Origin of the sequence: Brachybacterium subflavum, assembly GCF_009299795.1 — a bacterium.
In the GTDB taxonomy this organism is placed as follows: domain Bacteria; phylum Actinomycetota; class Actinomycetes; order Actinomycetales; family Dermabacteraceae; genus Brachybacterium; species Brachybacterium subflavum.
Window position 1 is genome coordinate 398,787 of the sequence record NZ_VIGP01000005.1, and the last position, 25,680, is coordinate 424,466.

The window sequence follows — 25,680 nt, forward strand, 5'->3', positions numbered from 1 at the left end:
GACCAGCACACCACGACCGGCGCCGAGGGCGCGGGCGACGTCCCCGACCCCTCCGACGACGCGACCGGCTCCGGGGCGCCCGTCGGCCCCGACGGGCCCGACGCGGGCGGCACCCAGATCGAGGTCGGCGAGGCCTCCGAGCGCGTGATCACCCTGGTCGACCCGCTCGACGAGGGCGAGGGCGACCTCATCACCCAGGTCGACCTGAACCAGGAGATGCAGCGCTCCTTCCTCGACTACGCGATGAGCGTGATCGTGGACCGCGCCCTGCCGGACGTGCGCGACGGCCTCAAGCCCGTGCACCGCCGCATCGTCTACGCGATGTACGACGGCGGCTACCGCCCCGACCGCTCCTTCTCCAAGTGCGCGAAGGTCGTCGGCGAGGTCATGGGCGGCTACCACCCGCACGGCGACTCCGCGATCTACGACGCGATGGTGCGCCTCGTGCAGCCCTGGAACATGCGCTACCCGCTGATCCTGGGCCAGGGCAACTTCGGCTCGGCCGGCGACGACGGCGCGGCCGCCTCGCGGTACACGGAGTGCAAGATGGCGCCGCTGGCCCTCGAGCTGGTGCGCGACATCAACGAGAACACCGTCGACATGCAGGACAACTACGACGGCACCCTCGAGGAGCCGACGATCCTGCCGGCGCGCTTCCCGAACCTGCTGTGCAACGGCTCCGCCGGCATCGCCGTGGGCATGGCCACGAACATCCCGCCGCACAACCTGCGCGAGGTGTCCGAGGCCGTCCAGTGGCTGCTGCGGAACCCCGAGGCGACGAAGGAGGAGCTGCTGGACGCGTGCCTCGCGCGCATCAAGGGCCCCGACTTCCCCTCGGGCGCGACCATCGTGGGCACCCGAGGCATCCAGGACGCCTACCGCACCGGCCGCGGCTCCATCACCCAGCGCGCCGTGGTCTCCACCGAGGAGATCCGCGGGCGGATGGCGCTCGTCGTCACCGAGCTCCCGTACCAGGTCAACCCCGATTCGCTCGCCCGGAAGATCGCGGAGCTCGTCAAGCTCGGCAGGCTCCAGGGCATCGCCGACATCAACGACGAGACCTCGGGCCGCACCGGACAGCGCCTCGTGCTGACGCTCAAGCGCGACGCCGTCGCGAAGGTCGTGCTGAACAACCTGTACAAGCACACCCAGCTGCAGGAGAACTTCAGCGCGAACATGCTCGCGCTCGTGAACGGGGTGCCCCGCACCCTGTCGGTCGACTCCTTCGTGCGCGAGTGGACGAAGCACCAGCTCGACGTCATCGTGCGCCGCACCCAGTACCGACTGGACCGCGCCGAGGAGCAGATCCACATCTACCGCGGCTACCTCAAGGCGCTCGACGCGCTCGACGAGGTCATCGCGCTGATCCGCCGCTCCCCGGACGCCGACGAGGCCCGCACGGGCCTCATGGAGCTGCTCGAGATCGACGAGGTCCAGGCCAACGCGATCCTCTCGATGCAGCTGCGTCGCCTGGCCGCCCTGGAGCGCCAGAAGATCATCGAGGAGCACGACCGCCTGCAGGCCCTCATCGAGGAGTACAAGGCGATCCTCGCCTCCCCGCAGCGCCAGCGCGACATCGTCTCCGAGGAGCTCGCGGGCGTCGTCGACAAGTACGGCGACGACCGGCGGACCGAGATCCTGCCCTTCGACGGCGACATGTCGATGGAGGACCTCATCCCCGAGGAGGATGTGGTCGTCACCATCACCAAGGGCGGCTACGTCAAGCGCACCCGCACCGACCAGTACCGCGCCCAGAAGCGCGGCGGCAAGGGCGTGCGCGGCGCCAGCCTGCGGGACGACGACGTGGTCCAGCACTTCTTCACCACGACCACCCACCAGTGGCTGCTGTTCTTCACCGACGCCGGCCGGGTCTACCGCGCCAAGGGCTACGAGATCCCCGAGGCCCCTCGCGACGCCAAGGGCCAGCACGTGGCGAACCTGCTGGCCTTCCAGCCGGATGAGAAGATCGCCTCGGTCCTCGCGATCTCGAGCTACGAGGACGCCGAGTACCTGGTGCTCGCCACTCGCCACGGCCTCGTGAAGAAGACCGCGCTCACCCAGTTCGATTCGTCCCGCACGGGCGGCATCATCGCCGTGAACCTGCGCGAGATGGAGACGGCCGACGGGCCCCGGCCCGATGAGCTCGTCGCCGCCCGGGTGGTCGACGGCGACGACCAGCTGCTGCTGGTCTCGCGCAACGGCCAGAGCGTGCGCATGCCCGCCTCGGACGACGTGCTGCGCCCGATGGGCCGCGCCACCAGCGGCGTCACCGGCATGAAGTTCCGCCATGACGACGAGCTGCTCGCGATGGACGTGGTGCGTCCCGGCACGTACGTCGTCACCGTGACCGACGGCGGCTTCGCCAAGCGCTCGGACATCGAGGAGTACCGGGTCCAGGGCCGCGGAGGCCTCGGCATCCGCGTCGCCAAGCTGCCCGACGACCGCGGTCACCTGGTGGGCGCCGCCGTCGTCGAGGAGGGCGACGAGCTGCTGGTCGTGATGGAGAAGGGCAAGGTGGTGCGCTCGCGCGTCGCGGAGGTGCCCGTCAAGGGCCGCACCACCATGGGCGTCGTCTTCGCCAAGCCCGGCAAGAACGACCACATCGTGCTGGTCGCCGTGAGCGCCGAGTCCGACGTCGACCTCGACGAGGCAGATCCGGAGGACGGAGTGGCCGATCCGTCGGCCGCCGGCCCGAGCGGCGCCCCGGCCGACAGCGCGGATGGACCGTCGGCCGAGTCGTCGGCCGATCCCGTGGTCGATCCCGCGCAGCAGGCGCCCGACGCGTCTGCCGAGGATGGGGACGCAGATGCTCTAGGCTCGGATGCGTCCGACGACGCGTCGAGCGACGACGCGTCCACCGGCGACGTCTCATCGGAGGAGTGACCCGTGGCAAGCAGCAAGAACGGTTCGACGCCCGGCCGCCCGGGCGGCGCCGGCGGCACGGAGGGCGCGCCCACGGTCACGTTCACGCCGACCGACGACGCTGAGGGGCCCGCGAAGGGCTCCTCGAGGACCTCCTCGAAGGGCGCGTCGAACGGCTCTGCGACGACCGCGAACTCCGCGGGCTCCGCGAACGGCGCCGGCGGCTCGAGGACGGGCAGTGCGAACTCCGGTGGCGCGAGGACGGGCGGCGCGAAGAACGCAGGCACCTCCTCCGCTCAGCGGACCGGTCCCCAGCGCACGGGCTCCGCGACCTCCGCGTCGAGTGCGAACTCCCGCGGGACCGTCGGCGCGAGCAGCGCGAACGGCGCGAACAGGGGGGCGAGCCGCTCCCCGGCGAAGGCGACGGCCAAGGCGCCCACCCGATCCGGTGGGCCCCGCCGCATCCGCCTCACGCTCTCGCGGATCGACCCCTTCTCCGTCATGAAGATGTCGTTCCTGATCGCGATCGCCGTGGGCATCGCGACCGTCGTCGCCGTGGCCGTGCTGTGGAACCTCGTCGAGGTCATCGGCATCTGGGACAAGATCGACGAGATCGGCCGCGACCTCAACAACGACAAGCCGCTGCCTTTCATGGAGTACTTCAAGTTCTCCAAGATGATCAGCTACGCGACCATCGCCGCCGTCGTCGACATCGTCATCATCACGGCGCTCGGCACGCTCCTCGCGTTCCTCTACAACATCGTCGCCGCCCTTCTGGGCGGACTGAAGATGACCTTCACCGACGAGTGAGCGGCCCCGCGGGAGCCCCGGCAGGGGGCCCTCGGCGGCAGAGGATCCCCGTCGCGGACTCCCGCCCCGGGATTCTCGCGGCAGGCACTCACGGTCAAGCGCCCGGCACCGTCCACGACGGTGCCGGGCGCTTCTGCGGGGGGCGCCGCGCGCTTCTGCGAGGGCGCCGGGCGCCGGGGTACTGGGCTGCGACGGCGTCACGCAATGGCCCCGGCGCGACACTCGCGTCGTATATTGCGCGAGCGTCGCACATAGGCCCTTGGAGGACAGGTCAGTGCGTCGGCGGGAGGCCCAGTCCATCGGCCCCAGCCCACCGGCCCAGCCCACCGGGCCCAGTCCATCGGCCCCAGCCCACCGGCCCCAGCCCACCGGCCCAGCCCACCGGCCCCGGCCCACCGGGATCCGCCCCGGCTCGGCTCAGGCCACGGTGAAGCTGATCGTGTGCCAGCCGCTCGCGCCGTTCGGCGCCGGATCCGCGTGCTGCGAGGTCTGCAGCTCGCCGGTGCCGTCGGTCGCCCGCACGCGGGCAGTGTGCTCCCCGGGGCGCGCATCGGCCCAGCGCAAGGACCACTGGGTCCAGGTGTCGGCGGTGACCTCCGCTCCCAGATCGGCGTCGAGCCAGTCCCCGTCGTCGATCTGCACCTGCACGGAGCGCACCCCGCGATGCTGCGCCCAGGCGGTGCCGCCGATCATCACGGCGCCCTCGCCGTCGGCCTCGACGTCCTTGCCCTCGCGGGGCACGTCGATGCGCGAGGCGGTCTTGATGGGGCCCCGCTCCGACCAGCCGCGGGAGGTCCAATAGGCGGTCTGGTCGGCGAAGCGGGTCACCGTGAGCTCCGTGAGCCACTTCGTCGCCGAGACGTAGCCGTAGAGCCCCGGGACGACCATCCGCACCGGATAGCCGTGCTCGGGCGGCAGCGGGGAGCCGTTCATGCCCACGGCGAGCAGTGAGTCGCGTCCATCGGTGAGCGCCTCGAGCGGGGTGGAGGCGGTGAAGCCGTCGGCCGAGCGGGAGAGGACCATGTCGGCCCCGTCCTTCACACCGGCGCGCTCCAGGAGCCGCGCGACGGGCACCCCGATCCACGTGGCGTTCCCCGCCAGATCGCCGCCCACCACATTGGAGACGCAGGTCAGCGTCACATGGGACTCGACCATGGGCTCGTCGAGCAGCTGGGAGAAGTCGAGCTCGAGCTCCCGGTCCACGAGTCCATGGATGTGCAGGCGCCAGCTCGTGGGATCCACGCGGGGCACCGCGAGGGCGGTGTCGATGCGGTAGAAGTCGCCGTTCGGGGTGACGAACGGCGGCATCCCCGCGAGGTCGACCTGGGCCCCGGCCGGGATCGGGGACGCGCGCTTCGACGGAGTGGGCAGCACGAACTGCGCGACCTTCCGGCTCAGATCGCGGCTGGTCGCGAGGCCCTGCGCGCCTGCGGCGACGATGGCGGCGAGGACGCCCGTGCCCGCGATGAGAGCCCGGCGAGGCGGTGCGGGGGCAGGGGGACGCGCAGTGGCGGATGAGGGCGCATCGGCAGGGGCGGGAGCGTCCCGCCCGTCGGCCGACGAGGAGGGGACGGGCCTGCCCACCAGCACCAGCAGGGCCACGACCGCGAGAACCGTCCCGGCGAGGGTCGGCACCACGTCGGCCGCGGAGTTCTGGGCGCGGGTGAGGACGAAGACGCCGGCGCCGACGCCGAGCACTGCGAGCAGGACGGCCGCCGTTCGCGGACGCTTTCCCGCCAGTACCCCGAGCAGCCCCGTCACCACGGCGTACACCAGCAGCATCGAGATGCCGAGAACGAGCTTGTCGCGCGTGCCGAACAGGCCGATGACCAGGTCCTTCACACCCGGTGGCACCACGTCGACGAATGCGCCCCCCACCGCGATCAGCGGCGCGGACGAGGAGCTGAAGGCCAGCGAGCACACCCCGGAGACCGCGAGCAGGACGAGGCCCGAGGCGATCCCGGCCAGGGCCGACCACCACGGGATGCGGCGCGGAGAGCGGGGTGCCGCCGGCCGTCGCGGGTCGCTGCCCGTGCTCGGCCGTGAGCGCAGATCGGCCACGGTGCGACGCTCCTTCCCGACCGGGCGGCATCGGCGATCGACGGGGCGCGCGGTCGATACGAGTCTGCTCCTGTGCGCGAGGGACGTCGACACCTGTGACGAAGCCGTAAGGGATGGGACGAGGGTGAGGCGCAGCGGGCGGGACCGTGCTCGGGGCCGCGGCTCCCGGCCCGGTCAGGGGCCTGTGATGTCCGGTACAGGGCACCCATCGGGTTGGACGCGGATGCTCACGCTTCGCTACAGTTGAGCGTCGGTGCGGCCCGGTGATCCGGATCCGCAGCACACGGGCCTATAGCTCAGTCGGTTAGAGCGCTGTCCTGATAAGACAGAGGTCACTGGTTCAAGTCCAGTTAGGCCCACTCCCACGCTTTCGGAGGTTCCGATGAAGAAGCTGCTCACGTACTCCGCGGTCCTCGTCTCCAGCGCTGTCGCAGGCATCCTGGTGTGGCGCAAGGTCGAGGCGGACAAGCTCGAGAACGATCTCTGGGCCGAGGCCGAGAAGATCAGCGAGCAGCAGTCGAAGTCCTGAGCTCTTCCGAGAGCCCGGATACGGGGACTTAGCTCAGTTGGTAGAGCGGTAGCTTTGCAAGCTTCAGGTCAGGGGTTCGATCCCCCTAGTCTCCACTGCCCAGCACTCAGAGGCCCCTTCCTCCAGGAAGGGGCCTCTGGGCATTCACGGGCGGCCGTTCAGACCACCGGTGAGCGGGCGCCCGATGGGCGCCGCCGGCTCATTCCCCGGGAGCACCGCTGCCCTGGTAGAGCGGCAGGTCCTCGACGAGCTTCGTGAGCTCCGCGTCCAGGGCGAATCGGCGCTGGTGCAGCTCGGCGATCTTCCGGGCGATCTCCGGGTCGCCGTCGTCCGTCATGTCGAAGGAATGGAACTTCTCCAGCAGGGGCAGTCCGATCCGGTCGGTGTGCCGGTGGGACGGCGCCATCAGGTACTCCCAATAGCCTTCGAGGTCCTCGAGCACGAAGATGGCGCCGTATTCGAACTCACCCCCGATGTCGGGGCCGACGACGAAGCTCTTCACCGCGTCGATCGACGCGCCCTGGTGGCGGAGGCTCTCGAGGGCCTCCTCGCGCTGCTCGGGGGTGACGTCGGCCTTCATGGTCAGACGGTTGCCGTGGTAGATCATCGATCTGTCCTCTCTTCTCGTGCTTCTCCTGAGTGGGTGCGGGCGCCTGCGGCGACGACGGTCGCCGCGAGGAGCGCCAGCGCGACCGCGGAGACCAGGAAGGTCCCGCGGAGACCTATCGCGCCGATGACGGGCGCGAGCAGCAGCGGCGAGAGGAACTGCCCGCCGAAGACTCCGGCGACGACACCTCCGAGCGCCGTTGACCGATGGGGGCCGGGCACGATCTCGCTCATCCATGCGTTGAGGCCGGGCACTATGGCACCGACCCCGACGCCGCCCACCAGCGCCCCCGTGATCACGCCGAGCGGGGCATCGGTGCCGCTGAGCCCGATGACTGCCCAGCCGAGGCCGAGTATCAGGAGGGCGCCCGCGATGAGCGCGGCGAAACCGAGCCGGCCGCGCAGAGCCGGGTAGGCGAGGGCTCCGAGCACACCGGTGGCTGTGCTCGCTGCGATCGCGAGGCTGGACATCACCGGTGCCAGTCCCGACTGCGCGAACATGAACGGCAGTTGGGTGGGTGCCATGAAGAAGACGGCGGTGCCGAGCACCGCGACGACCACGACGAGGACGGCCAGCCCGGACGACGCGCGGTCGGTGCGCGCGCCTTGTGCGTGCGGTTCTCGCGGTCCGCGGTGACGGCGCCGCGAGCCCGGCAGCAGAGGAGTGCGGAGCGCGAGGGGCACGAGGAGCAGGGCGACCGCGTAGAGCATGGAGGGTGCCCGCCAGTTCTCCGCCGCGAGCAGCCCCGCCAGCGGGAGGAACACCACCCCGCCGAGGCTCGCGAACGCCTGCTGACCCGCGAGCATGCGCGTGCGCTTCACGCCGCCCCAGAGCCCGGCGATGGAGCTGGAGATCGCTGTCATGACCATGCCGACGCCCACGCCGAGCACGAGTCGGGAGATCAGGAGCGGCCCCAGGCCCGGGAGCCAGAGTCCTGCGGTGCCGCCGACGGCGTAGAGCGCGAGGCCGCCGACGAGCACGGTCCGGGAGCCGGTCCGTCGGATGGCGATCCCCGCGAGCGGCGCCGCGGCCGCGATCGCCGCGGAGGTCAGCGTGACCGTCTGCCGGAGCAGGACGGGGGAGGCGTCGGGGAATGCGAGTCCCATCGCGGGCAGGCTCGGGGAGATGATCGCCGCCGCCATGATCGTCAGCGCGGAGGCCGCGAGCAGGATGGGGGCCCGTGTGCGCGCGGTGCCGCGTGCGGTTCTCGGTGACGGCGCTATGCGCGTGCTGGTCATGTCGTCCTCCGTCTCGTCGTCCTGGTTCTCGGTGCCTGGCCGGGGCCGTCCACCGTCCCGGTGTATGCGTGACTGGTCACTCACTCTCGGGAGAGCGCACTGGGGGAGCGGGCGATTCTTTCGATCCCCGCAGTGCTGTCAGTCGGGGTGGCGCATGCCCTGGTCGAGGATGCGCGCCCAGGGCTCGGGGATGTTCTCTATCTCGGCGGTCACCAGCAGGTGGCACAGCTGGCCGAAGGCGACGAAGCGCTGGACGTCCTCGTCGCTCCCGCGGGAGCGTTCCTTGGCGAATGCGGTGATGCGGGCGAGGCCCTCGCGCAGCGCCCGACCGATCTCCGGGATCCCGGCGACCGATTGCGCGTGCACCTGCATCATCAGCAGGCGCCGATCCCCGATCAGCTTCGCGTAGGCGCCGCCGAGCCGATCCAGCATCGTGGTGGGGTCCGGTGGATCGCCGGCGGTGCCGGCCTCGTCGACCGCGTCGGCCTCGAGAACCAGGGCGGCGATCACCTGGTCGTAGCACTCCTCGAGCGCGGCCGCGAAGAGCAGCTCCTTGCTGGGGAAGAGCTTGAAGACGTACGCGGGGGAGATGGACGCCGCGCGGCCCACATCGGCCACGGTGGTGCCGTAGTAGCCGCCGTCGCCGAACTCGTTCAGCGCTGCGGAGAGGACCTGGGGCCGACGCAGGTCGGCGGTCGAGAGGACCTTTCCCTGCGACGTGCTCTGGGAGCTGCTCGTCGGGCTCATATGAGTGACTGTACACTCACTCTCTTCGGGGTCGCAAGCCCTGAGGTGCGATCTCTCTTCCCGACTGGTCCGATATGTGAAGAACCCCAGAGTTGCTCCGGCCGCGCGGTGATGTGGCTATAGCGTGACCGTGAACAGGGGATGACCGAGCACCGCGGGGGCGGGCAGGAGAAGGAGTGCAGAGGTGCTGCGAGTGGGGGCTCGAAGGGCGAGAGCGCTGGCAGGGGGCGTCGATGGCTGACTTCCTCCGGGGCAGCGCCGTGCCCCTGGAGGCCTCCGGCCCCACCCTCGACGAGCAGATCGACCAGTTCGCCGCCTTCGGCCTGGACCTCCACCCCGACTGCGACCGGGAGACGCTCGCGCGCGCCGTCGCCCGCGGCGCGACGCCCGAGGATCTCGGCGGGAGCGGCATCGGAGCGCATGCGATCCCCCCGCACCGCCGGGCGTGCTACTGGTGGCTGCTGTGCGAGGACGTCGGCGGGGTGCCGGCCCTCGAGCGGCGCGTGCGCATCGACCTGGACGAGCTGGCCTTCGCCGCCGGCTACGTCGACGAGGACCAGATGCCCCTGGCCGAGCAGATCGCCCTGATCCGTCGGATCGGCCACCGCTTCCGCGGCGCCGTCCCGGACGTCGGGGACGTGCACCTCGCTCCCGTGTCCGGTGACGGCGCCGCCCGCGTGCGCATCGGCGGGACCGTCGTGGACTGGATCCGCGCGGGGCTGCGGGACCGTCTGCGATCGGTGCTCCGCGCGATCATGCCCGCGGGCCAGCGCCTGGTCATGTACCGCGACCTCGTCGAGGACGGCCCCGACCTGTGCCTCGTCGTGCCGTCGGCCCACGAGGCGGCGGTGCGGGGGCTGATCGCCGAGGTGCTGCCGCCCGCGCTGCGCGCCGGCGGCGAGTGGCTCGAGCGGGTCGAGCACCACTCGACCTCCGAGCAGGTCCCCTTCACCCTCGACGCCTTCCGCATGACCTCCGGGCTCGCGGTGGCGTCCGTCGAGGTGCCGGCATGGACCGGCGTGCATGCGCCGATGGCGCTCGCGGACCAGCTCGAGAACCTGCGCCGCGTGGGCCTGGTGCCCTGGACCGATGACGTCGCCTCCCAGCTGCCGGTGCGAGGCCCCGCCCGAGTGCCGCGCAAGTGCGACCGGCCGTACCACGACCTGTTCTCGACCCCCAGCGGCCTTCCCCATCGCGGCCTGCTGCGCGGCATCGTGCACCTCCCCGAGCGGATCCCCGACGAAGGCCCCTCGGCGCACATCGTCGCGATCCTCACGCGCAGCGTGCGCGCCATGGCAGAGGTCGCCCGCCCCGGGCTCGCGATCCCGCGCGTGGGCATCGCGACCGCGGAGGAGGGCGTCCTCGAGGTCACCGCCCGCATCGACGGCACGGAAGTCGGCGCCCACGTGCGTCTCAGCGGCGGCAGGCGCCCCTACTGGGACGCCGAGGAGTTCCTCGATGCCGCGGCCGCCGAGCTGCGCGATGACGCCCAGCGCTGGGTGGCGCTCCGCCCCGGCTCGCGCACCACGCCCGTGATCGCCGCGCTCGTCGCGCTCTGGCAGGCCGACGAGGTGCTGGAGATGGCGCGGATCGCCTTCGGCGACGAGGGCCGGCATCTCGCCGCGGCCACCCAGGAGCGCACCTGGGGCGAGTGGTCCGACCGCACGAGCGCCCACGACCTCATGCTCGCCATGAGCCCCTCGGGCAGGCTCGCCGCGCTCGAGAGCTGCGGGATCGCTCTCGCCCACGCGGCCGACAGGTGCCTCGCCGAGGCGGCCGCCGAGAATGCGACCTGGGTCGGTCTGCTGGGTGCCGCCCACCGCGGCCACCGCTCGGTGTTCGGGCACGTGTGCGTGTGGTCCGCACGGGAGATCGCCGACCAGAGCGCCGAGGGACTGCCCACGGCCGCGCGGAAGCTCGCCCGGTCCGTCGGCCGCGACGACGTGGAGCTGCGGATCACCGAAGTCGACGGAGAAGAGCGCGCCCTGATCCTGGACGTCGGCGGCAGGCGGACTCGGCTCATGGACCGCCTGCCCGCCCCCGAGGAGATCTGCGGGCTGATCACCGACATCGCGCACCATGTCACGCCTCCGGGCCGCGAGCTCGTGATCATCGGCGAGACCCGCCTGTGGCCCCTCGCCTCCCGGGCCGGCGAGCTGCGGATGCTGCTCTCGGGAGGCTGAGGAGCACCGGCGCGCGCGACCCCGAGCCCGGGGCGGGGCCGCGGGCGCGGGGTCAGCGCGATGGGGCCGACGGCTCGTCGATCTCCTCGAGCGCGAGCTGCATGTGGTGCAGGATCCGCAGCGTCGCGTCGATCTCCGCTCCCGTGATCCCCCCGCCGACCCGGGTCATGAGTTCGTGCTCGCGGGCGGCCACCGCCGAGATCGCCCTCTCGCCGTCGGTCGTGAGATGCACGAGGGACGAGCGGCGGTGCGCGGGATTCTCGCGGAGCTCCACGAAGCCGGCCGCAGAGGCGTCGTTGACCATCCGCTGGACGAACTGCCGGCTGAGGTCCTGGGCGCGAGCGAGCTGGGGCACCGTGCGATCGCCGCCGCGGCGCAGCTGGTCCAGGACGTTGCGCACCCCCGTGGACATGCCCATCGCGCCTTCGCTGCGCTCCACGATCCGCGCGACCGTGCGGTACACCGGTCCGATCGCGACATAGACCTCCGCGAGACGATCGGCCAGGTCATCGGGCTCCAGCGGTGTGTTCACGTCATCGAGTATGACACCTCGGTTGTCATTGTGCATGGAACATGACAACCTGGGTGTCATGAATGCGATGACGCAGCAGCTCGCGCTCCCCGACCAGAGGATCGCGCACCTCGACATCCCTCCGACCACCGCGGAGCCCGGCGACCGGGACCCTCTCGTGCTCCTGCACGGCGGAGCCGTGGACCACCGCATGTGGGGACCGCAGCTCGGATCCTTCCCCGAGCGCCGCGTCATCGTGCCCGATGCGCGGGGGCACGGAGGCTCCTCCGATGCCGAGGCCCCCTACCGGCTCGCCGACGACGTCGTCGCGCTCCTGGACGCGCTCGACATCGAGCGCGCCGTGCTGGCGGGCATCTCGATGGGAGGCGGCACCGCGGTGGACGTCGCCCTCGAGCACCCCGGGCGCGCATCGGCGCTGGTGGTGGGCGGGACGGGCACGAGCGAGCCCACCTTCGAGGATCCCTGGTGCCTGGACGCCCTGCGTCGCTGGAAGGCGGCCGAGACCTCGCGGGACCTCGAGACCTGGATCTCCGTGTTCAGCGAGTTCACCGCGGGTCCGCAGAGCGGGCGCGGCGACGTGGAGCCGTCCGTGGTCGAGCTCGTCGAGACGATGGCCCGGGACACGGTGGCCCACCACCTCCGGCTCGATGCGCACGGCACCCCGATCGCGCCGATCCCTTTCACCCCGGTCACCCGCACGTGGGAGCGACTGGGACGGATCGACGTGCCCGTGCTCGCCCTCTGCGGGGCGATCGACGGCGCGGACCATCGCCGGATGGGACAGCGCCTCGCCGCATCGGTGCCCGACGGCCGGTACGCCGAGATCCCCGACGCTGCGCACTACCCGAACCTCGAGCGGTCGCAGGCGTACGACGACGCGGTGAGGACGTTCCTCGCGCAGCACGCGGTCTGAGGGCGGGTTCGATGCCCGGGCTTCAACCACCCAGGCCCAGAGCTTGCGCCGTCGGCGTCCCGGCGATCTCCGCGACCGGCCCCTCGTAGAGGACGCGCCCGCCGTGGCGCCCAGCGCCGGGGCCGAGGTCGACGATGTGGTCGGCCCGGCGGATCACGTCGAGCTCGTGCTCGATCACCACCACGGTGTGCCCCGCGTCCAGCAGCTGCTCGAGGACGGCCATCAGCGTCTCGATGTCGGCCGGATGCAGACCCGTCGTCGGTTCGTCGAGCACGTAGAGGCTCCCCGGTGAGCTGGAGCGCAGCTCCCTGGCGATCTTCACGCGCTGGCTCTCCCCACCCGAGAGCGTCGAGAGCGGCTGGCCGAGCCGCAGGTAGCCCAGTCCCACCGCCTCGAGATCCGCGAGGCCCTCTCGCACCTTCGGCGCGGGCAGGCGCCGCGCGGCCTCGGCGATCGTGAGTGACTCGACGTCGGCGATGCTCAGCCCGTCGAGCGTCATCGCGAGCGCCTCGGGCCTGAAGCCGGTGCCTTCGCACTCCTCGCAGGGCGTCTGCTGTCCGTCCATGAACGCGAGGTCCATGTGGAGGACACCGAGCCCCAGGCAGCTCGGGCAGCTCCCGTCTGAGTTCGCGCTGAACATCCCCGGCCTCACGCCGTGCTCCGGGGCGAAGAGGCCGCGGATCGGGGCGGCGATCCCGGTGTACGTCAGCGGTGTCGAGCGACGGGTGGCGGCGACGGGCCGCTGGTCCACCACGACGGCCTCGTGCTGAGCGACGAGCTCTGCGGCGAGACTCGACTTCCCGGAGCCGGCGACCCCCGTGAGCACGGTGAGAACTCCCGCAGGGATGTCGACGTCGATGCCGTCCAGGTTGTGCCGCCGGGCTCCGCGGACGGGGATCGCGTCGCGCGCAGCCCGCGGGGAGTGGTTCAGGGGTGTCGCCGAGCGCAGCGCTCGGCCGGTCAACGAGTCGGCGCGGCGCAGATCCTCCCCCGACCCCTGCAGGACCAGGCGTCCGCCGTCCTCACCTGCGCCGGGCCCGATCTCGAGCACGTGATCCGCCGCGGCGATCACCGCTGGATCGTGCTCGACGACGATCACGGAGTTCCCCGAGTCCCGCAGATCCTCGAGCAGGCGGATCATCGCGTGGACGTCGCTCGCGTGCAGCCCGATCGTCGGCTCGTCGAACACGTAGAGCATCTCCACGAGGCTCGATCCGAGATGCTTCACCGTCTTGATCCGCTGGGACTCCCCGCCCGAGAGGGTGGTCGTCTCGCGGTCCAGCTGCAGGTAGCCGAGCCCGATGTCGTGGATCGCCTGCAGGCGGGCCACGAGCGCGTCGCGCACCGGTGCGACTGACGCCTCGTCGAGTTCTGCGATGACGTCGACGAGCTCGGTGATCTCCATCCGCGCCATATCTCCGATCGTGCGGCCCAGCATCCGGGCGGTGCGGGGCGCCTCCGCGAGGCGCTCTCCGCAGCAGTCGGGGCAGGTCTGGGCACGCGTGAACTCTCGCACTGCGGCAGCCTTCCGCTCTGAGAGCTCGTCCGATGTGTGCAGGTAGATCCGCTCGAAGCGTTCGACGACCCCCTCGTAGCCCTTGGGGGGCCTGATGGCCAACCGCGCGGCTGCATCACCGCCGTACAGGAGGGCACGGCGCTCGTCCTCGGTCCATGAGTTCAGCGGAGTCGTGGTGTCGAAGCTGCCGATGTCGGCGTACTGGCGGTACCAATATCCTCCGCTGCCGAAGCCGGGCAGGCGGATCGCGCCCTGCTCGAGCGAGAGGCTGGGGTCGAGGAAGCTGTCGACGGCGCTGGTCACGACCTGGCCCAGGCCCGAGCAGGTGGGGCACATGCCGCCGGGCAGGTTGAACGAGAACATTCCCGAGTCACCCACGTGCGGGTCTGACAGGCGCGAGAAGAGGAGGCGCAGGGACGACCAGGCGTCGGTTACCGTCCCCACGGTCGAGCGGGCGTTCCCGCCCAGGCGCTTCTGGTCGACGACGATCACGGGGGAGACGCCGTGGATCGCGTCGACATCGGGCCGCGACCAGCGGGGCAGGCGGTTGCGGGCGAACGGCGGGAACGTCTCGTTGAGCTGGAAGCCCGCCTCGGCAGCGATGGTCTCGAAGACGAGGGACGACTTCCCGGAGCCCGAGAGGCCGGCGACGGCCACGAGCCGGTTCCGGGGGATGTCGACGTCGAGGTCGCGGAGGTTGTGGGTGCGGGCGCCGCGGATGCTGATCATGGGGACGGAGGTCGGAGTTGATGCGGGCATGACGAGACCGTAACGACGGTTCCGGTCGGATCCTGACCTCAATACGTTCTACTCTCGGAGCCATGGCTGACGTGACGAGCAGGGCGCTGGAGATGCTCACGGTGCTGCAGACGGGGCGGGAGCTGACGGGTTTCCAGCTCGCCTCGCGACTGGGCGTGAGTGCGCGGACTCTGCGGCGCGACGCCGAGCGTCTGCGGGAGCTCGGCTACCAGGTCGAGTCACGGCGCGGCCCCGGCGGCGGCTACCGGCTCGGAGCGGGGGCGAGCGTCCCGCCGCTCGTGCTCGAGGACGACGAGGCCGTCGCCGTGCAGTTGGGGCTGGCGATGTTGGCCGCGTCCGGGGCCGATGGGACGGCAGGATCATCGACCGGCAGGGAGGGAGGAGCGCTCGCCGAGGTCGCGGAGCAGGCGCACGCCAAGCTCGCACAGCTGCTGCCCCGCCGGCTGCGTCCGCGCGCAGGGGCTCTGCGGGAGGCCCTCGAAGTGGGAGTGCCGCGCTCGCCGGCGATCGCGGCCGAAGACCTCGCCTCCCTGGCGCTCGCGATCGAGGGCAGGCTGGTCGTGCGCTTCGTCTACCGAGGGTCGACGTCCGCCGAGGGCCCGGTGCGCCGCGTCGAACCCCACCGGCTCCTCCACCGGTACGGACGCTGGTATCTGTGGGGCTGGGACCGGGAGCGTACGGACTGGCGCACGTTCCGGCTCGACCGGATGCGAGCTCACGCGACGACGGGCGCCAGGTTCCCGCGTCGGGAACTTCCCGCGGACGCGGGCATGGAGAGCCTCGCTCGGGGCGTGCAGCGGGATCGTCTGCGGGCGGTCCTCGAGGTGGGCGCGGGGCCCGCGGAGATCGCCGACGCCCTGCCCTTCGAGGATCTCGAGCTCGAGGTGCTCCAGAACCGGCGCCGTCCCGTCACGCGGGTCACCGCGCACGTGAGGGCGTGGCAATGGGTGCCCCACCTGCTCGGGGAACTTCCCGGGGAGGCACGGATACTCGAGCCGGAGTCCGTGCGCGACGAAGTCCTCGCGCTCGCTCGTCGGACCCTCGCGGCGCATGCGGACGAGAAGGAGACGAATCCGTTCCTCCCCTGATCGGCGCATGTCGATCCAGCCCTGCCGGCGTCCGGCGGATGTCGACCGAGGCACCGCACTCGCGTTCTCACCTGCCGGCTGCTTCAGTCGGGCACGACGACCGCGCGGGAGCGTCCCGCGTGCGCCCATGCCTCGCCGACCCGCTGCAGCGGGTAGGCGGTGTACGGGAGATCGATCGTCCCGTCTGCGAACAGCTGCAGAAGACGGGGGAGCCGGGACATCAGCGCGTCGGTGCTGATCGAGCCCGCCCCGCTCCCGCGCAGGGCGATGGGGCGGCTCCGCAGGAGGCTCGCGGGCAGCGCTGCGTGCTCGCCGGCGAGGCTCCCGATCTGGACATAAGAGATGGTGCGGGGGTCCTCCGCGAGGCCCTGCCGCCCGAGCGCCGCGAAGGCCGACTCGGCGACCGGTCCCCAGACGTAGTCCAGGACGAGCGAGGGCTCGTTCTCCGCGATCGCCTGCTCGAGCTCCTCGCCCGAGCCGGCGATCGAGATGCTCTGCGCCCCCAGGGCCCGCAGCTCGGCCAGGGCCCGGCCGTCGCGGCCGGCCGCGAGGACGGCGTCGGCCCCGAGGGCGAATGCCGTCTGGACAGCGGCGCGCCCCGCCATGCCGGTGGCGCCGAGGACGAGCACCGTGCCGAGCTCTCCTCGCTCCTCCTTGTGATCCATGAGCGGCATGAAGCCCGACATCGCCGGGTTCATGCCCGCGGCCACGGCCAGCGGGTCGCACCCCGCCGGCAGCGGCAGGGCGAAGCGTGTGGCCATGGAGTCGGCCATCGTCCCCCAGGGGTCGCGGGCGAACCCCGTGTAGACGAGCGTGCTGTCCTCCGTGCGGGCCGCGGCGTCGACTCCCGGCACGAGCGGGTACTCGTGCGTGCTGCCGTAGTGGCGCCCGCTCGCCAGCGAGCGGACGACCTGGTGGACCCCGGCGCCGACCAGCGACACCAGCTGCTCGCCGGGGCGGGCTTCGGGATCCGAGAACTCGGCGAGCGCAGGGACGGTGTCGGGGGAGGTGATGACTGCGGCGCGCATGTGCTGCTCCTTAACTAAGTTCAACGTCAAGCACGAGCATGCTATAACTTTGTTAAGGTGTCAAGCATGGCGAAGGGGATCACCAGGCAGCGCATCGTGCAGGCGGCTCTCGACGTGCTCGACGACGGGGGAGCAGACGCCGTCACCGTGCGAGCGGTCGCCGCCCGGCTCGGCGTGAAGGCGCCCGCCCTCTACTGGCACGTCCACGGCAAGCAGGAGCTCCTGGACGAGATGGGCACGGAGATCCAGCGCCGGGTGATGGCCTCCGCCGCCCCCGGCTCCGGGGCGACCCCGCTCGAGTCGCTCGGCGAGTACGCGAGGGCCCTGCGCGGCGAGTACCTGCTGCACCGCGACGGCGCCCGCACCTTCAGCGGCACCCGGCTCACCGACCCCGATGTGCTGCGCGCCCAGGAGCCGTGGCTCGAGGCGTGGACCGCGGGCGGCATCCCGCTCGAGACCGCCGTGGACGCAGCGGAGCTGGTGACCGCCTTCGTGGTCGGCTTCGTGATCGAGGAGCAGGAGCGCGCGCAGTCGGCCGAGGAGGATCCCGAGCGCTACGACGCGGAGTCCCGGGATGCGCTCATCGGCGATGGGGCCCCGCTCGTGCGGCGGACGGGGCGCGTGCGGACCGATCCGGATACGAGGTTCGAGACCCAGCTGGCGATGGTGCTCACGGGGGTGGCCACGACGCTGGGGGAGTGACCGCCCCCGGTCGCGCGCCGGAGTCGTCGGCAGGTGAGGCGGGCGGGCCCCGCCGTCCCCTCACTCCGGTGCCGGGCCCGTGGAGCCCCGCCACAGGATCTCGTTGAGCGGGGCCTCGTCCTCGGGCGGATCCTCGTGGCGCAGCGCGGCGGTGAGTCTGCGCATGAGGTTCCTCCCGAGCTGGCGGTGATCGGTGTCGACGGTGGTCAGCGCGGGGCGCATGTTCGCCCCGAGCACGTGGTTGTCCCACCCGGTGACGCTGATGTCCGCGGGCACGGCCCAGCCCCTCTCGGCGGCGGCCTCGAGCACGCCGGCGGCCGTGGGGTCGCATGCGGTGACGATCGCGGTGGGCCGCTCCCGGCCGTCGAGGGCGGCGATCGCCTCGCGCCCCGCCTGTGCGGTCCACGCCCCTTCGTGGACGCGCGCCGGGCCCAGGCCGAGCCTCTCGATGGTCTCGACGAACACGCGTCGTCGCTCCCGGGCCGAGAAGAATCGCAGCTCGCCGGTGATGTGGAGGAACCGGCGGTGACCGAGGTCCGCCAGGTGCTCGACGATCTCCGCGATCGGCGTCGCATCGGCCAGCTCGCCGATGGAGCGGCTGCCCTCGTCGTAGTCGTCGGCGATCACCAGCGCAGCCCGGGGCGGGTAGGAGCCCTGCGACTCCGGGGGGAGCGGCACGAGGGCCAGCACCCCGTCGACCTCGCCCGAATCCGCGATGTCGCGGACGCGGTCGGCGCGCTCCTGCGGTCCGCCGGACTCGCTGACGACCTGCACGGCGTAGCCCTGCTCGTTCGCGGCGAGGACGGCTCCTCCCAGCGCCATCGCGAGCCCCTGGTGGATCATCGGCGGAAGCACCACCGCGATGCGCTGGCTGCGTCGGGTCCGCATCGAGCGCGCGCTGAGATTGGGGCGGTATCCGAGCTCGCGGATCGACGCGGAGACCCGCGCGCGGGTCTCCGGGCGCATCCTCGGGTCCCCGTTCACGAACCGGGAGACCGTCTGGTGGGAGACTCCCGCGCGCGCCGCGACCTGCCAGATCGTCGCCCTGCCGGTCGTCTCTTCCATGTCGTCCCCTGCTCTCGTGCTCCGGCCCCTCGGCTGGTGGGAGCGCCGGTGCGCTGCGCAGCGGAGCTCTCCCGCCGCTCTGCCGCTGCTCTGCCGGCCCCGGTTGCATCTTCCCGCGCGGCGCGCGGTCCGGGCGAATCGTCCGCACCCCGAGCCGCCCATGGCAACCCGCGGCAAGCACATTGACCCCTTGCCGAGTGATCGATCACCCTCTAACGTGAGAATCGAGTGATCGATCACTCGCGACGACGCGGTTCCTCGATCCTCCCCTTTCCGAACTCCGAGGCGCCCCGGAGGAGCCTCCCCTGTTCCCTCGGACCGCAACGAAGCATCCAGCCCCTCGCACCCGCACCCCGGGAACCGGATCATCCGGCTCGCGTCCCGGGGGCACCGTGCACACCAGAAGGGAGGGCAGACATGACCCTCGACCAGACCGAGAGATCCCGGACGGACGCCCCGCCGCCCGAGGAGAAGACGCCGCCGGCCCGGCTGCGCCCCCGCCGCCGGCTGCCCTGGTACAAGCGCATGTGGCGGGACCGCACGGTGCTGCTGCTCGCGCTCCCGGGCATCGCCGTCATCGTCACGTTCCACTACCTGGCGCTCGGCGGGAACGTCATCGCCTTCCAGGACTACCAGCCGTACCTCGGCATCGGGAAGAGCCTCTGGGTGGGCGTCGAGAACTTCTCGATCCTGTTCAACGGCGACCCCGAGTTCCTCAACGCGCTCAAGAACACGCTGATCATCACCCTGCTGCAGACGGTCTTCGTGTTCCCCGCGCCGATCCTGCTGGCCCTGACCCTGCACAGCCTGGTGTCCAACAAGGTCCGCCAGGCCGTGCAGTCCGTCCTCTACCTCCCGCACTTCCTGTCGTGGGTGATCGTCGTGGCGCTGTTCCAGCAGATGCTGGGCGGTGCGGGGCTGGTCAACAACTTCCTGCAGGACCACGGCTGGAAGCCGCTGGACATCATCGGCAACGCCGACGCCTTCTACGCCCTCCTCACCTCGCAGGTGATCTGGAAGGACACGGGCTGGGCGACGATCCTGTTCCTCGCCGTCCTCGCGGGGATCGACAAATCGCTCTACGAGGCGGCCTCCGTCGACGGCGCCTCGCGCTGGCGGCAGACCTGGCACGTGACGCTGCCGGGGATGCGGCCGATCATCATCATGCTGTTCATCCTCAAGCTCGGCGACTCCCTCTCCGTCGGATTCGAGCAGCTGATCCTCCAGCAGGACGCCGTCGGCACGGGCGTCGCCCAGGTGCTGGACACCTACGTCTACAACAACGGCGTGGTCGGCGGGTACTGGGGAGTCGCGGCGGCCGTCGGCCTGGTCAAGGGGATCGTCGGACTGATCCTCGTGCTCGGCGCCAACAAGATCGCGCACATGTTCGGCGAGGAAGGCGTGTACAAGGCATGAGCACCGCAGAGAGCACCGCGCAGAGCACGCGTCCCACGGCGGCACCCGCACCTCAGGCACCGAGGCGCAGACGCCGCCGCATGATCGACGGCATCCAGACGCCCGGACCCGTCGAGTCGATCATCAAGGGCATCGTCCTGCTGATCTGCTGCGCAGCGGTCGTCGTCCCCTTCATCGGGGTCGTCTCCACGTCCGTCGCGAGCCCCGAGCAGGTCACCGACGCCGGCGGCTTCGTGCTGCTGCCCAAGGGCCTGGACTTCGACTCCTACCGTCTGATCTTCGCCGGCGGCGTCGTCACCCGCGCCCTCGGGGTCTCGATCTTCGTGACCGCGGTCGGCACCGCGATCAGCCTCGCCCTCACCGCATCCCTCGGCTGGGCGCTCAGCCGCCGGGGGACCTTCGGCAACCGCCCCCTGCTGCTGATCGTGCTCATCAGCCTGCTGTTCGGCCCCGGCATCATCCCCGGGTACCTGGTCGTGCAGCAGCTGGGGCTGCTCGACACTCTCTGGGCGCTCATCATCCCCACCTGCGTCTCCGCGTTCAACGTGGTGGTCGTGCGCTCCTTCTTCGTGCAGCTGCCCCAGGAGATCCTCGACTCCGCGAAGGTCGACGGGGCCGGTGAGCTGCAGCTGTTCCTGCGGATCGGGCTCCCGCTGTCCAAGGCCGTGTTCGCTGTGGTGGGCCTGTTCTACGCCGTCGGCTACTGGAACTCGTTCTTCAACGCCCTGCTGTACCTCAACGACAACAGCAAGTGGCCGCTGCAGATGGTGCTGCGCACCTACGTGGTGCAGGGGACCCAGCTGGGCAACCAGGACATCGGCATCGACGGCGCTTCGCTCCCGCCGCAGATCTCCCTGCAGATGGCGATCCTCGTGGTCTCCGTGCTGCCGGTGCTGATCGTCTACCCGTTCCTCCAGCGCCACTTCGCCAAGGGCATGCTCACCGGCGCGGTCAAGGGATGAGCCCCGCAGCGGCCGACCACGCCCCCAACTGACGTTTCCCGACCAGTTCCGACCAGTCCGCACACTCGATGAGGAGTCAGACCATGGACACCACCCCGAAGAATTCAACCGAGACCGGCACCCGGGGCCTCTCCCGTCGTGCCTTCGGCGTCGGCGCGCTCGGAGCCGGCGCCCTCAGCGCACTCACCGTCGCCGGATGCAGCAACGAGGGCCGCGGCAGCGCGGCCGTGGGTGACAACTCGGACACCGTGTTCCCGAGCTATATCCCCTACAAGGGCATCGAGTTCGACCTCCCCGGCGAGGACGGGGTCAGCGACGCCATGCTGACCTATCCGGAGAAGCCCAAGAAGGTCACGGAGGGCGCGCCCGGCGACGGGAAGGACTTCGGGGTCTTCGCCCTGACGAACAACCCCGCCCCGCCGGCGATGGACAAGAACCAGTACTGGCAGGAGCTCAACGAGCGTCTGGGCTGCACGATGAAGGTGACCGTGGTGCCCACGGGCGACTTCGGTGACCGGTTCCAGACGACGCTCGCCGGCGACAAGCTGCCGGAGATCTTCACCTTCTTCCCGGGCGATGTGCCCAGCCTGCCCTCGATGCTCTCCGAGAAGGCGGCCGACCTCACGGACCTGCTGTCGGGGGACGCCGTCAAGAAGTACCCGTTCCTGGCGAACATCTCCACCGAGACCTGGCAGGCCTGCGCCTACGGCGGGAAGATCTACGGCATTCCGATCCCCCGCGGGGGCATGCAGTCCATCGTCATGTACACGCGGAAGGACTTCCTCGAGGACAAGGGCGTGGAGGTGACCTCCGATTCCCTGGAGGACTTCACCGACGCGTGCCGGGAGCTCACCGGCGGCAAGCAATGGGCCCTCGGCGGCGCACCCACGCAGTTCGTGCGCGAGATGTTCGAGATCCCCAACGGCTGGTCCGAGGCCGACGGGAAGCTGACCAGTGCGAACGAGCACGAACAGCAGGAGGAGGCCCTCGAGGCGGTGCGCTCGATGGTCAAGGACGGGCTGCTCCATCCAGATGCGTTCACGGCCGACGGCCCGAAGCAGAAGACCTGGGTCATCAACGGGACCACCCCGCTGCTGCAGGGGACGCTCACCGCCTGGGCCGACTTCCAGAACTACCCCCTGCCCGACGGATTCCGCCTGAACGTCCTCCAGCCGCCCAAGGCCGACGGCGGCGGCACCGCACCGATCTGGCACGGTCCGACCTCGCAGAACATCACCTCGATCAGCAAGAAGGCCGAGGACCGCGTCGAGGCGCTGCTGGACGTGCTCAACTACTTCGCGGCCCCGTTCGGCAGCGAGGAGTACACCTTCAAGATGTTCGGCATCGAAGGGGTGGATCACGAGCTCAAGGGCACGGACCCCGTGCTGACCGAGAAGGGCCGCAACGAGACCCAGCTCGCCCTGCGGTACGTGGGCCAGGGGCCGTGGGTGAACTTCACCCCCGGCGCGCCCGAGGTGACCAAGGACCAGCACGCGGCGGAGGCCGCCTCGATCCCGAACGCCGTGAAGAACCCGACGACGGGCCTCTACTCCGAGACGCAGTCTCGCAAGGGCAAGCAGATCGGCAGCGCCCTGGGCGATATCGAGAGCGACATCATCCAGGGGCGCAAGCCCGTGAGCGCGTGGGCGGACGCGGTGAAGACCTGGAAGAAGAACGGCGGGGACAAGATGCGGGACGAGTACGAGAAGGCGCTCGCCGAGGCCGCCGAAGGATGACCCCGTGAGACCCAACATCATCTACCTGAACTCGCACGACACGGGGCGCTGGATCAGCCCGTACGGCTTCGCGGCGCCCACCCCGCACATGCAGCGATTCGCCGAACAGGGACTCGTCCTCCGCAATGCCTTCTCCGCGTCGCCGACGTGCTCCCCGAGCCGGGCCGCGCTGCTGACAGGGCGCTGGCCGCACGAGGTCGGCATGCTGGGCCTCAGCCATCGCGGGTTCTCCCTCACCGACCCGACGCGGCATCTGAGCCATGTCCTGGGCAGATCGGGCTACCGCACGGCTCTCGCGGGGCTGCAGCACGTCTCCGAGGACCCGGCGCTGCTCGGATTCGACGAGATCCTGCCGGTCGACAGCCATTCGGCCGTCGACGTCGGACCTGCCGCGGCGCGGTTCGTGTCGACAGAGCACGAGCGGCCGTTCTACCTCGAGGTGGGCTGCTTCGAGACCCACCGTCCCTATCCGGAGCCGGGACCGCACGACGACGCACGGTATCTCCGGGCACCGGCGCACCTGCCGGACTCGCCGGAGACCCGCGAGGACATGTCCGGCTATTCGGCGAGCGTCCGGCGTCTCGACGATGCGGTGGGCGCGGTGCTGGATGCGGTCGATCGCGCGGGGATCGCCGATCGCACGCTCATCGTGTGCACCACGGATCACGGTCCGGCGTTCCCGGGGATGAAATGCACGCTCACCGAGGCCGGACTCGGTGTCGCGCTGATGATGCGCGGGCCCGGCGTCCGCCCCGGCACGGTGAGCGACGCGCTGGTCAGCCAGCTGGACCTGTTCCCCACCCTCTGCGAGTTCGCGGAGGTGCCCGCACCCGCCGGGCTGCGCGGCACGTCGTTGGCGCCGCTCCTGGAGGACGAGCGGGCCACGCTGCACGACGCCGTCCACGCGGAGCTCACGTACCACGTGGACTACGAGCCGCAGCGGTGCGTGCGCACCGAGCGTTTCGCCTACGTGCGCACGTTCCGAGAGCTCGAGCGCAGGATCCTCGAGCACACCGATGCGGGCCCCAGCAAGGAGTATCTCGTGGAGAGGGGATGGGGCGACCGGGCGCCGGAGACGGAGATGCTCTTCGATCTGCAGCTCGACCCGGGTGAGTCCCGCAATCTCGTCGACGACCCCGCCTACGGAGCCGTCCTGGTCGAGATGAGAGCACGCCTGGAGAGCTGGATGCGCGAGACCGACGACCCGCTCGCGCGCGGGCCGATCCCTCCGCCTGCCGGAGCGAACGTCATCGGAGGCCCGCCCCGCGCCGGGTGACGGCGAAGCAGGGTGCTCTGCAACCCGGTGGACGGCAACGCCGGTGATTGGCGCGCGGCCGAGCACACAGGATCTCCCCAGGGGCGACGCGATTCCTCCCCCCGACCTGTGTCGTTCCCCCGCCCGTGGCACGGAGGCTCTTCGTACGCTCGCCCTATGGGGGACCAGAACCGAAAACCGCGCGCCCGGTCCGATGCTCGCTCGCGCACCTTCACCCCGCTCGAGCAGCGCATCGACGCCTGGGCGCACCGGCGCACGCGTGCGCTCGCCGAGAACGCCGGCCCGTGGCGCCTGCGCGCCCTCGAGCTCGTGGTCTTCACGCTCAAGCAGGCGTGGGCGTGCGTGTTCGGCGCCTCGATGCTCGCGGTGCTCGTGCTCGCCCGGCTGCTCTACCCCGAGGGTGCCCCGATCGCTCGGGCGGATGCCCTGGTGATCGCCGCGCTCGCCCTGCAGTTCCTCATGCTCGCGTTCCGCCTCGAGAGCCTGCGCGAGATGGGCACGATCGTGCTGTTCCACGTCGTGGGCACCGCCATGGAGGTGTTCAAGACGCACGTCGGCTCATGGGAGTACCAGGGCGAGGGGCTTCTGCGCATCGGAGCCGTGCCGCTGTACACGGGGTTCATGTACGCCGCGGTCGGCTCGTACATGGTGCGCGTGATGCGGCTGTTCGACCTGCGGTTCACGCGCTACCCGCCGCGCTGGGCGACCGCGCTGCTCGCGGCCGCGATCTACGCGAACTTCTTCACCCACCACTTCCTGCCCGACGCCCGCTGGGTGCTGCTCGTGCTGGTGGCGCTGCTCTTCGGCCGATGCATGATGAGCTTCCGCAACCACCGCGGCGGCGCCTGGCATCGCATGCCGGTGCTCGCGGCCTTCGCCGGCACCGCGTTCTTCCTGTGGGTCGCCGAGAACGTGGGCACCGGCGCGGGGGCCTGGATCTACCCGCAGCAGCAGGCCGGATGGGAGATGGTGCCGCTGACGAAGATGGTGGCCTGGCTGCTGCTGATGATGATCTCGGTGGTGCTGGTGACGCTCGTGCACCCGCCGCAGCGACCGGTGACGGCAGCGGTCGAGCGCCTCACTCCAACGGGTTCTCCTGCGCGGGCAGCGCCTCGATGAGCGGGTGGTCCTTGTCGATGACACCGGTCTTCGCGGCGCCGCCGGGGGCGCCGAGCTCGTCGAAGAACTCGACGTTGGCGTTGTAGTAGTCCGCCCACTCGTCGGGCAGATCGTCCTCGTAGAAGATCGCCTCGACCGGGCACACCGGCTCGCAGGCGCCGCAGTCCACGCACTCGTCGGGCTGGATGTACAGCGACCGGTTCCCCTCGTAGATGCAGTCCACGGGGCACTCGTCCACGCAGGCGCGATCCTTCACGTCCACGCAGGGCAGGGCGATCACATAGGTCACGCTCGCGGCTCCTTCCTCGCTCGCTCCTCGCTCGTCGCGGGTGCTCCCGCGTCCTTCGACGGTAGAACCTCATGCGCGCTTGAGGTCAATCCTCGGTGAGAGCGTCGGCCGCCCAGGCCGATGCGCCGCGTCCCGGCCCTTGACCTCACGTGCACTTGAGGTCCTACGGTCGAAGGCGTCCTATCAGCCACAGGAGAGGAATCCACGATGGCGGAGTACACGCTTCCCGATCTCGATTATGA

General features: G+C 70.9%; 21 protein-coding genes and 2 tRNA genes. 14 read left to right on the forward strand and 9 right to left on the reverse strand.

Annotated features, from left to right (window positions below):
• The first annotated feature begins 216 nt into the window (after positions 1–216).
• Both gyrA and FHG10_RS14140 read left to right on the forward strand, forming a co-directional pair.
• The gene (gene gyrA / locus FHG10_RS14135; RefSeq protein ID WP_406565168.1) at positions 217–2,883 is read left to right on the forward strand and encodes a DNA gyrase subunit A; all 2,667 of its coding nucleotides are present in this window, start codon (positions 217–219) and stop codon (positions 2,881–2,883) included.
• Between the two features lie 3 nt (positions 2,884–2,886).
• Positions 2,887–3,672, forward strand: coding sequence for a DUF3566 domain-containing protein (locus tag FHG10_RS14140; RefSeq protein WP_152353968.1), 786 nt, complete (start codon positions 2,887–2,889; stop codon positions 3,670–3,672).
• Positions 3,673–4,089: 417 nt separating this feature from the next.
• Here FHG10_RS14140 and FHG10_RS14145 read toward each other — a convergent pair whose 3' ends face one another.
• Positions 4,090–5,733, reverse strand: a complete 1,644-nt coding sequence (locus FHG10_RS14145) for a molybdopterin-dependent oxidoreductase (RefSeq protein ID WP_227488267.1) — start codon at positions 5,731–5,733, stop codon at positions 4,090–4,092.
• A 285-nt stretch (positions 5,734–6,018) separates the two neighbouring features.
• On the opposite strand from FHG10_RS14145, the gene FHG10_RS14150 reads away from it, so the two are divergent.
• The 3 genes from FHG10_RS14150 (at position 6,019) to FHG10_RS14155 (ending at position 6,357) form a co-directional block, all read left to right on the forward strand.
• Positions 6,019–6,092, forward strand: a tRNA-Ile gene (locus FHG10_RS14150).
• Between the two features lie 23 nt (positions 6,093–6,115).
• Entirely contained in the window at positions 6,116–6,262 is a 147-nt protein-coding gene (locus FHG10_RS18045) for a DLW-39 family protein (RefSeq protein WP_193636328.1), read from the forward strand.
• A gap of 22 nt (positions 6,263–6,284) precedes the next feature.
• Positions 6,285–6,357, forward strand: a tRNA-Ala gene (locus FHG10_RS14155).
• Positions 6,358–6,461: 104 nt separating this feature from the next.
• Here FHG10_RS14155 and FHG10_RS14160 read toward each other — a convergent pair.
• From FHG10_RS14160 to FHG10_RS14170, 3 genes are all read right to left on the reverse strand, one after another.
• The gene (locus FHG10_RS14160; RefSeq protein WP_152353969.1) at positions 6,462–6,869 is read right to left on the reverse strand and encodes a Dabb family protein; all 408 of its coding nucleotides are present in this window, start codon (positions 6,867–6,869) and stop codon (positions 6,462–6,464) included.
• Positions 6,866–8,107, reverse strand: coding sequence for an MFS transporter (locus tag FHG10_RS14165; RefSeq protein WP_152353970.1), 1,242 nt, complete (start codon positions 8,105–8,107; stop codon positions 6,866–6,868). Before FHG10_RS14165 ends, FHG10_RS14160 begins: the two co-directional genes overlap by 4 nt.
• Positions 8,108–8,245: 138 nt before the next feature.
• Positions 8,246–8,854: a TetR/AcrR family transcriptional regulator gene (locus tag FHG10_RS14170; RefSeq protein ID WP_152353971.1), complete on the reverse strand. Its 609-nt coding sequence runs from the start codon at positions 8,852–8,854 to the stop codon at positions 8,246–8,248.
• Between the two features lie 233 nt (positions 8,855–9,087).
• Between FHG10_RS14170 and FHG10_RS14175 the strand changes: the two genes are divergently transcribed.
• On the forward strand, positions 9,088–11,037 hold the full coding sequence (locus tag FHG10_RS14175) for a hypothetical protein (protein ID WP_152353972.1): 1,950 nt from the start codon (positions 9,088–9,090) through the stop codon (positions 11,035–11,037).
• A gap of 52 nt (positions 11,038–11,089) precedes the next feature.
• Here FHG10_RS14175 and FHG10_RS14180 read toward each other — a convergent pair whose 3' ends face one another.
• Complete coding sequence (locus FHG10_RS14180) at positions 11,090–11,569, reverse strand: MarR family winged helix-turn-helix transcriptional regulator (protein WP_227488268.1); 480 nt, start codon at positions 11,567–11,569, stop codon at positions 11,090–11,092.
• Between the two features lie 67 nt (positions 11,570–11,636).
• On the opposite strand from FHG10_RS14180, the gene FHG10_RS14185 reads away from it, so the two are divergent.
• Entirely contained in the window at positions 11,637–12,482 is an 846-nt protein-coding gene (locus FHG10_RS14185; protein WP_152354024.1) for an alpha/beta fold hydrolase, read from the forward strand.
• 22 nt (positions 12,483–12,504) lie between these two features.
• Here the strand turns inward: FHG10_RS14185 and FHG10_RS14190 are convergent, their stop codons facing one another.
• The gene (locus tag FHG10_RS14190; protein WP_152353974.1) at positions 12,505–14,757 is read right to left on the reverse strand and encodes an excinuclease ABC subunit UvrA; all 2,253 of its coding nucleotides are present in this window, start codon (positions 14,755–14,757) and stop codon (positions 12,505–12,507) included.
• A 62-nt stretch (positions 14,758–14,819) separates the two neighbouring features.
• Between FHG10_RS14190 and FHG10_RS14195 the strand changes: the two genes are divergently transcribed.
• Positions 14,820–15,845 carry a helix-turn-helix transcriptional regulator gene (locus FHG10_RS14195; protein WP_152353975.1) on the forward strand — a complete coding sequence of 342 codons (1,026 nt, stop codon included), beginning with the start codon at positions 14,820–14,822 and terminating at the stop codon, positions 15,843–15,845.
• A gap of 83 nt (positions 15,846–15,928) precedes the next feature.
• On the opposite strand, the gene FHG10_RS14200 is transcribed toward FHG10_RS14195, so the two are convergent.
• Positions 15,929–16,873, reverse strand: coding sequence for a quinone oxidoreductase family protein (locus FHG10_RS14200; protein WP_193636329.1), 945 nt, complete (start codon positions 16,871–16,873; stop codon positions 15,929–15,931).
• A gap of 66 nt (positions 16,874–16,939) precedes the next feature.
• Between FHG10_RS14200 and FHG10_RS14205 the strand changes: the two genes are divergently transcribed.
• Positions 16,940–17,575 carry a TetR/AcrR family transcriptional regulator C-terminal domain-containing protein gene (locus tag FHG10_RS14205; RefSeq protein WP_152353976.1) on the forward strand — a complete coding sequence of 212 codons (636 nt, stop codon included), beginning with the start codon at positions 16,940–16,942 and terminating at the stop codon, positions 17,573–17,575.
• A 60-nt stretch (positions 17,576–17,635) separates the two neighbouring features.
• Here the strand turns inward: FHG10_RS14205 and FHG10_RS14210 are convergent, their stop codons facing one another.
• Positions 17,636–18,640, reverse strand: coding sequence for a LacI family DNA-binding transcriptional regulator (locus FHG10_RS14210; RefSeq protein ID WP_152353977.1), 1,005 nt, complete (start codon positions 18,638–18,640; stop codon positions 17,636–17,638).
• 417 nt (positions 18,641–19,057) lie between these two features.
• Between FHG10_RS14210 and FHG10_RS14215 the strand changes: the two genes are divergently transcribed.
• The 5 genes from FHG10_RS14215 (at position 19,058) to FHG10_RS14235 (ending at position 25,149) form a co-directional block, all read left to right on the forward strand.
• A complete protein-coding gene (locus tag FHG10_RS14215) occupies positions 19,058–20,056 on the forward strand; it encodes an ABC transporter permease (RefSeq protein WP_227488269.1) in 999 nt (332 codons plus the stop codon).
• Entirely contained in the window at positions 20,053–21,018 is a 966-nt protein-coding gene (locus FHG10_RS14220; RefSeq protein ID WP_227488270.1) for a carbohydrate ABC transporter permease, read from the forward strand. Before FHG10_RS14215 ends, FHG10_RS14220 begins: the two co-directional genes overlap by 4 nt.
• Positions 21,019–21,101: 83 nt before the next feature.
• On the forward strand, positions 21,102–22,754 hold the full coding sequence (locus tag FHG10_RS14225; protein ID WP_152353978.1) for an extracellular solute-binding protein: 1,653 nt from the start codon (positions 21,102–21,104) through the stop codon (positions 22,752–22,754).
• Positions 22,755–22,758: 4 nt separating this feature from the next.
• Complete coding sequence (locus FHG10_RS14230; RefSeq protein WP_152353979.1) at positions 22,759–24,030, forward strand: sulfatase family protein; 1,272 nt, start codon at positions 22,759–22,761, stop codon at positions 24,028–24,030.
• 156 nt (positions 24,031–24,186) lie between these two features.
• Positions 24,187–25,149 (forward strand): DUF817 domain-containing protein, encoded by a 963-nt coding sequence (locus FHG10_RS14235; protein ID WP_152353980.1) that lies wholly within the window; start codon positions 24,187–24,189, stop codon positions 25,147–25,149.
• Here FHG10_RS14235 and fdxA read toward each other — a convergent pair.
• Positions 25,109–25,438, reverse strand: coding sequence for a ferredoxin (gene fdxA, locus FHG10_RS14240; RefSeq protein ID WP_152353981.1), 330 nt, complete (start codon positions 25,436–25,438; stop codon positions 25,109–25,111). The genes FHG10_RS14235 and fdxA overlap by 41 nt on opposite strands.
• Positions 25,439–25,680 lie beyond the last annotated feature (242 nt).

Coding starts and splice junctions, on each gene's coding strand:
- gyrA (WP_406565168.1), top strand. CDS start 217: ATGCAGCGCTCCTTCCTCGACTACGCGATGAGCGTGATCGTGGACCGC.
- FHG10_RS18045 (WP_193636328.1), top strand. CDS start 6,116: ATGAAGAAGCTGCTCACGTACTCCGCGGTCCTCGTCTCCAGCGCTGTC.
- FHG10_RS14160 (WP_152353969.1), bottom strand. CDS start 6,869: ATGATCTACCACGGCAACCGTCTGACCATGAAGGCCGACGTCACCCCC.
- FHG10_RS14165 (WP_152353970.1), bottom strand. CDS start 8,107: ATGACCAGCACGCGCATAGCGCCGTCACCGAGAACCGCACGCGGCACC.
- FHG10_RS14170 (WP_152353971.1), bottom strand. CDS start 8,854: ATGAGCCCGACGAGCAGCTCCCAGAGCACGTCGCAGGGAAAGGTCCTC.
- FHG10_RS14175 (WP_152353972.1), top strand. CDS start 9,088: ATGGCTGACTTCCTCCGGGGCAGCGCCGTGCCCCTGGAGGCCTCCGGC.
- FHG10_RS14185 (WP_152354024.1), top strand. CDS start 11,637: ATGACGCAGCAGCTCGCGCTCCCCGACCAGAGGATCGCGCACCTCGAC.
- FHG10_RS14190 (WP_152353974.1), bottom strand. CDS start 14,757: ATGCCCGCATCAACTCCGACCTCCGTCCCCATGATCAGCATCCGCGGC.
- FHG10_RS14195 (WP_152353975.1), top strand. CDS start 14,820: ATGGCTGACGTGACGAGCAGGGCGCTGGAGATGCTCACGGTGCTGCAG.
- FHG10_RS14200 (WP_193636329.1), bottom strand. CDS start 16,873: ATGCGCGCCGCAGTCATCACCTCCCCCGACACCGTCCCTGCGCTCGCC.
- FHG10_RS14205 (WP_152353976.1), top strand. CDS start 16,940: ATGGCGAAGGGGATCACCAGGCAGCGCATCGTGCAGGCGGCTCTCGAC.
- FHG10_RS14210 (WP_152353977.1), bottom strand. CDS start 18,640: ATGGAAGAGACGACCGGCAGGGCGACGATCTGGCAGGTCGCGGCGCGC.
- FHG10_RS14215 (WP_227488269.1), top strand. CDS start 19,058: ATGACCCTCGACCAGACCGAGAGATCCCGGACGGACGCCCCGCCGCCC.
- FHG10_RS14220 (WP_227488270.1), top strand. CDS start 20,053: ATGAGCACCGCAGAGAGCACCGCGCAGAGCACGCGTCCCACGGCGGCA.
- FHG10_RS14225 (WP_152353978.1), top strand. CDS start 21,102: ATGGACACCACCCCGAAGAATTCAACCGAGACCGGCACCCGGGGCCTC.
- FHG10_RS14235 (WP_152353980.1), top strand. CDS start 24,187: ATGGGGGACCAGAACCGAAAACCGCGCGCCCGGTCCGATGCTCGCTCG.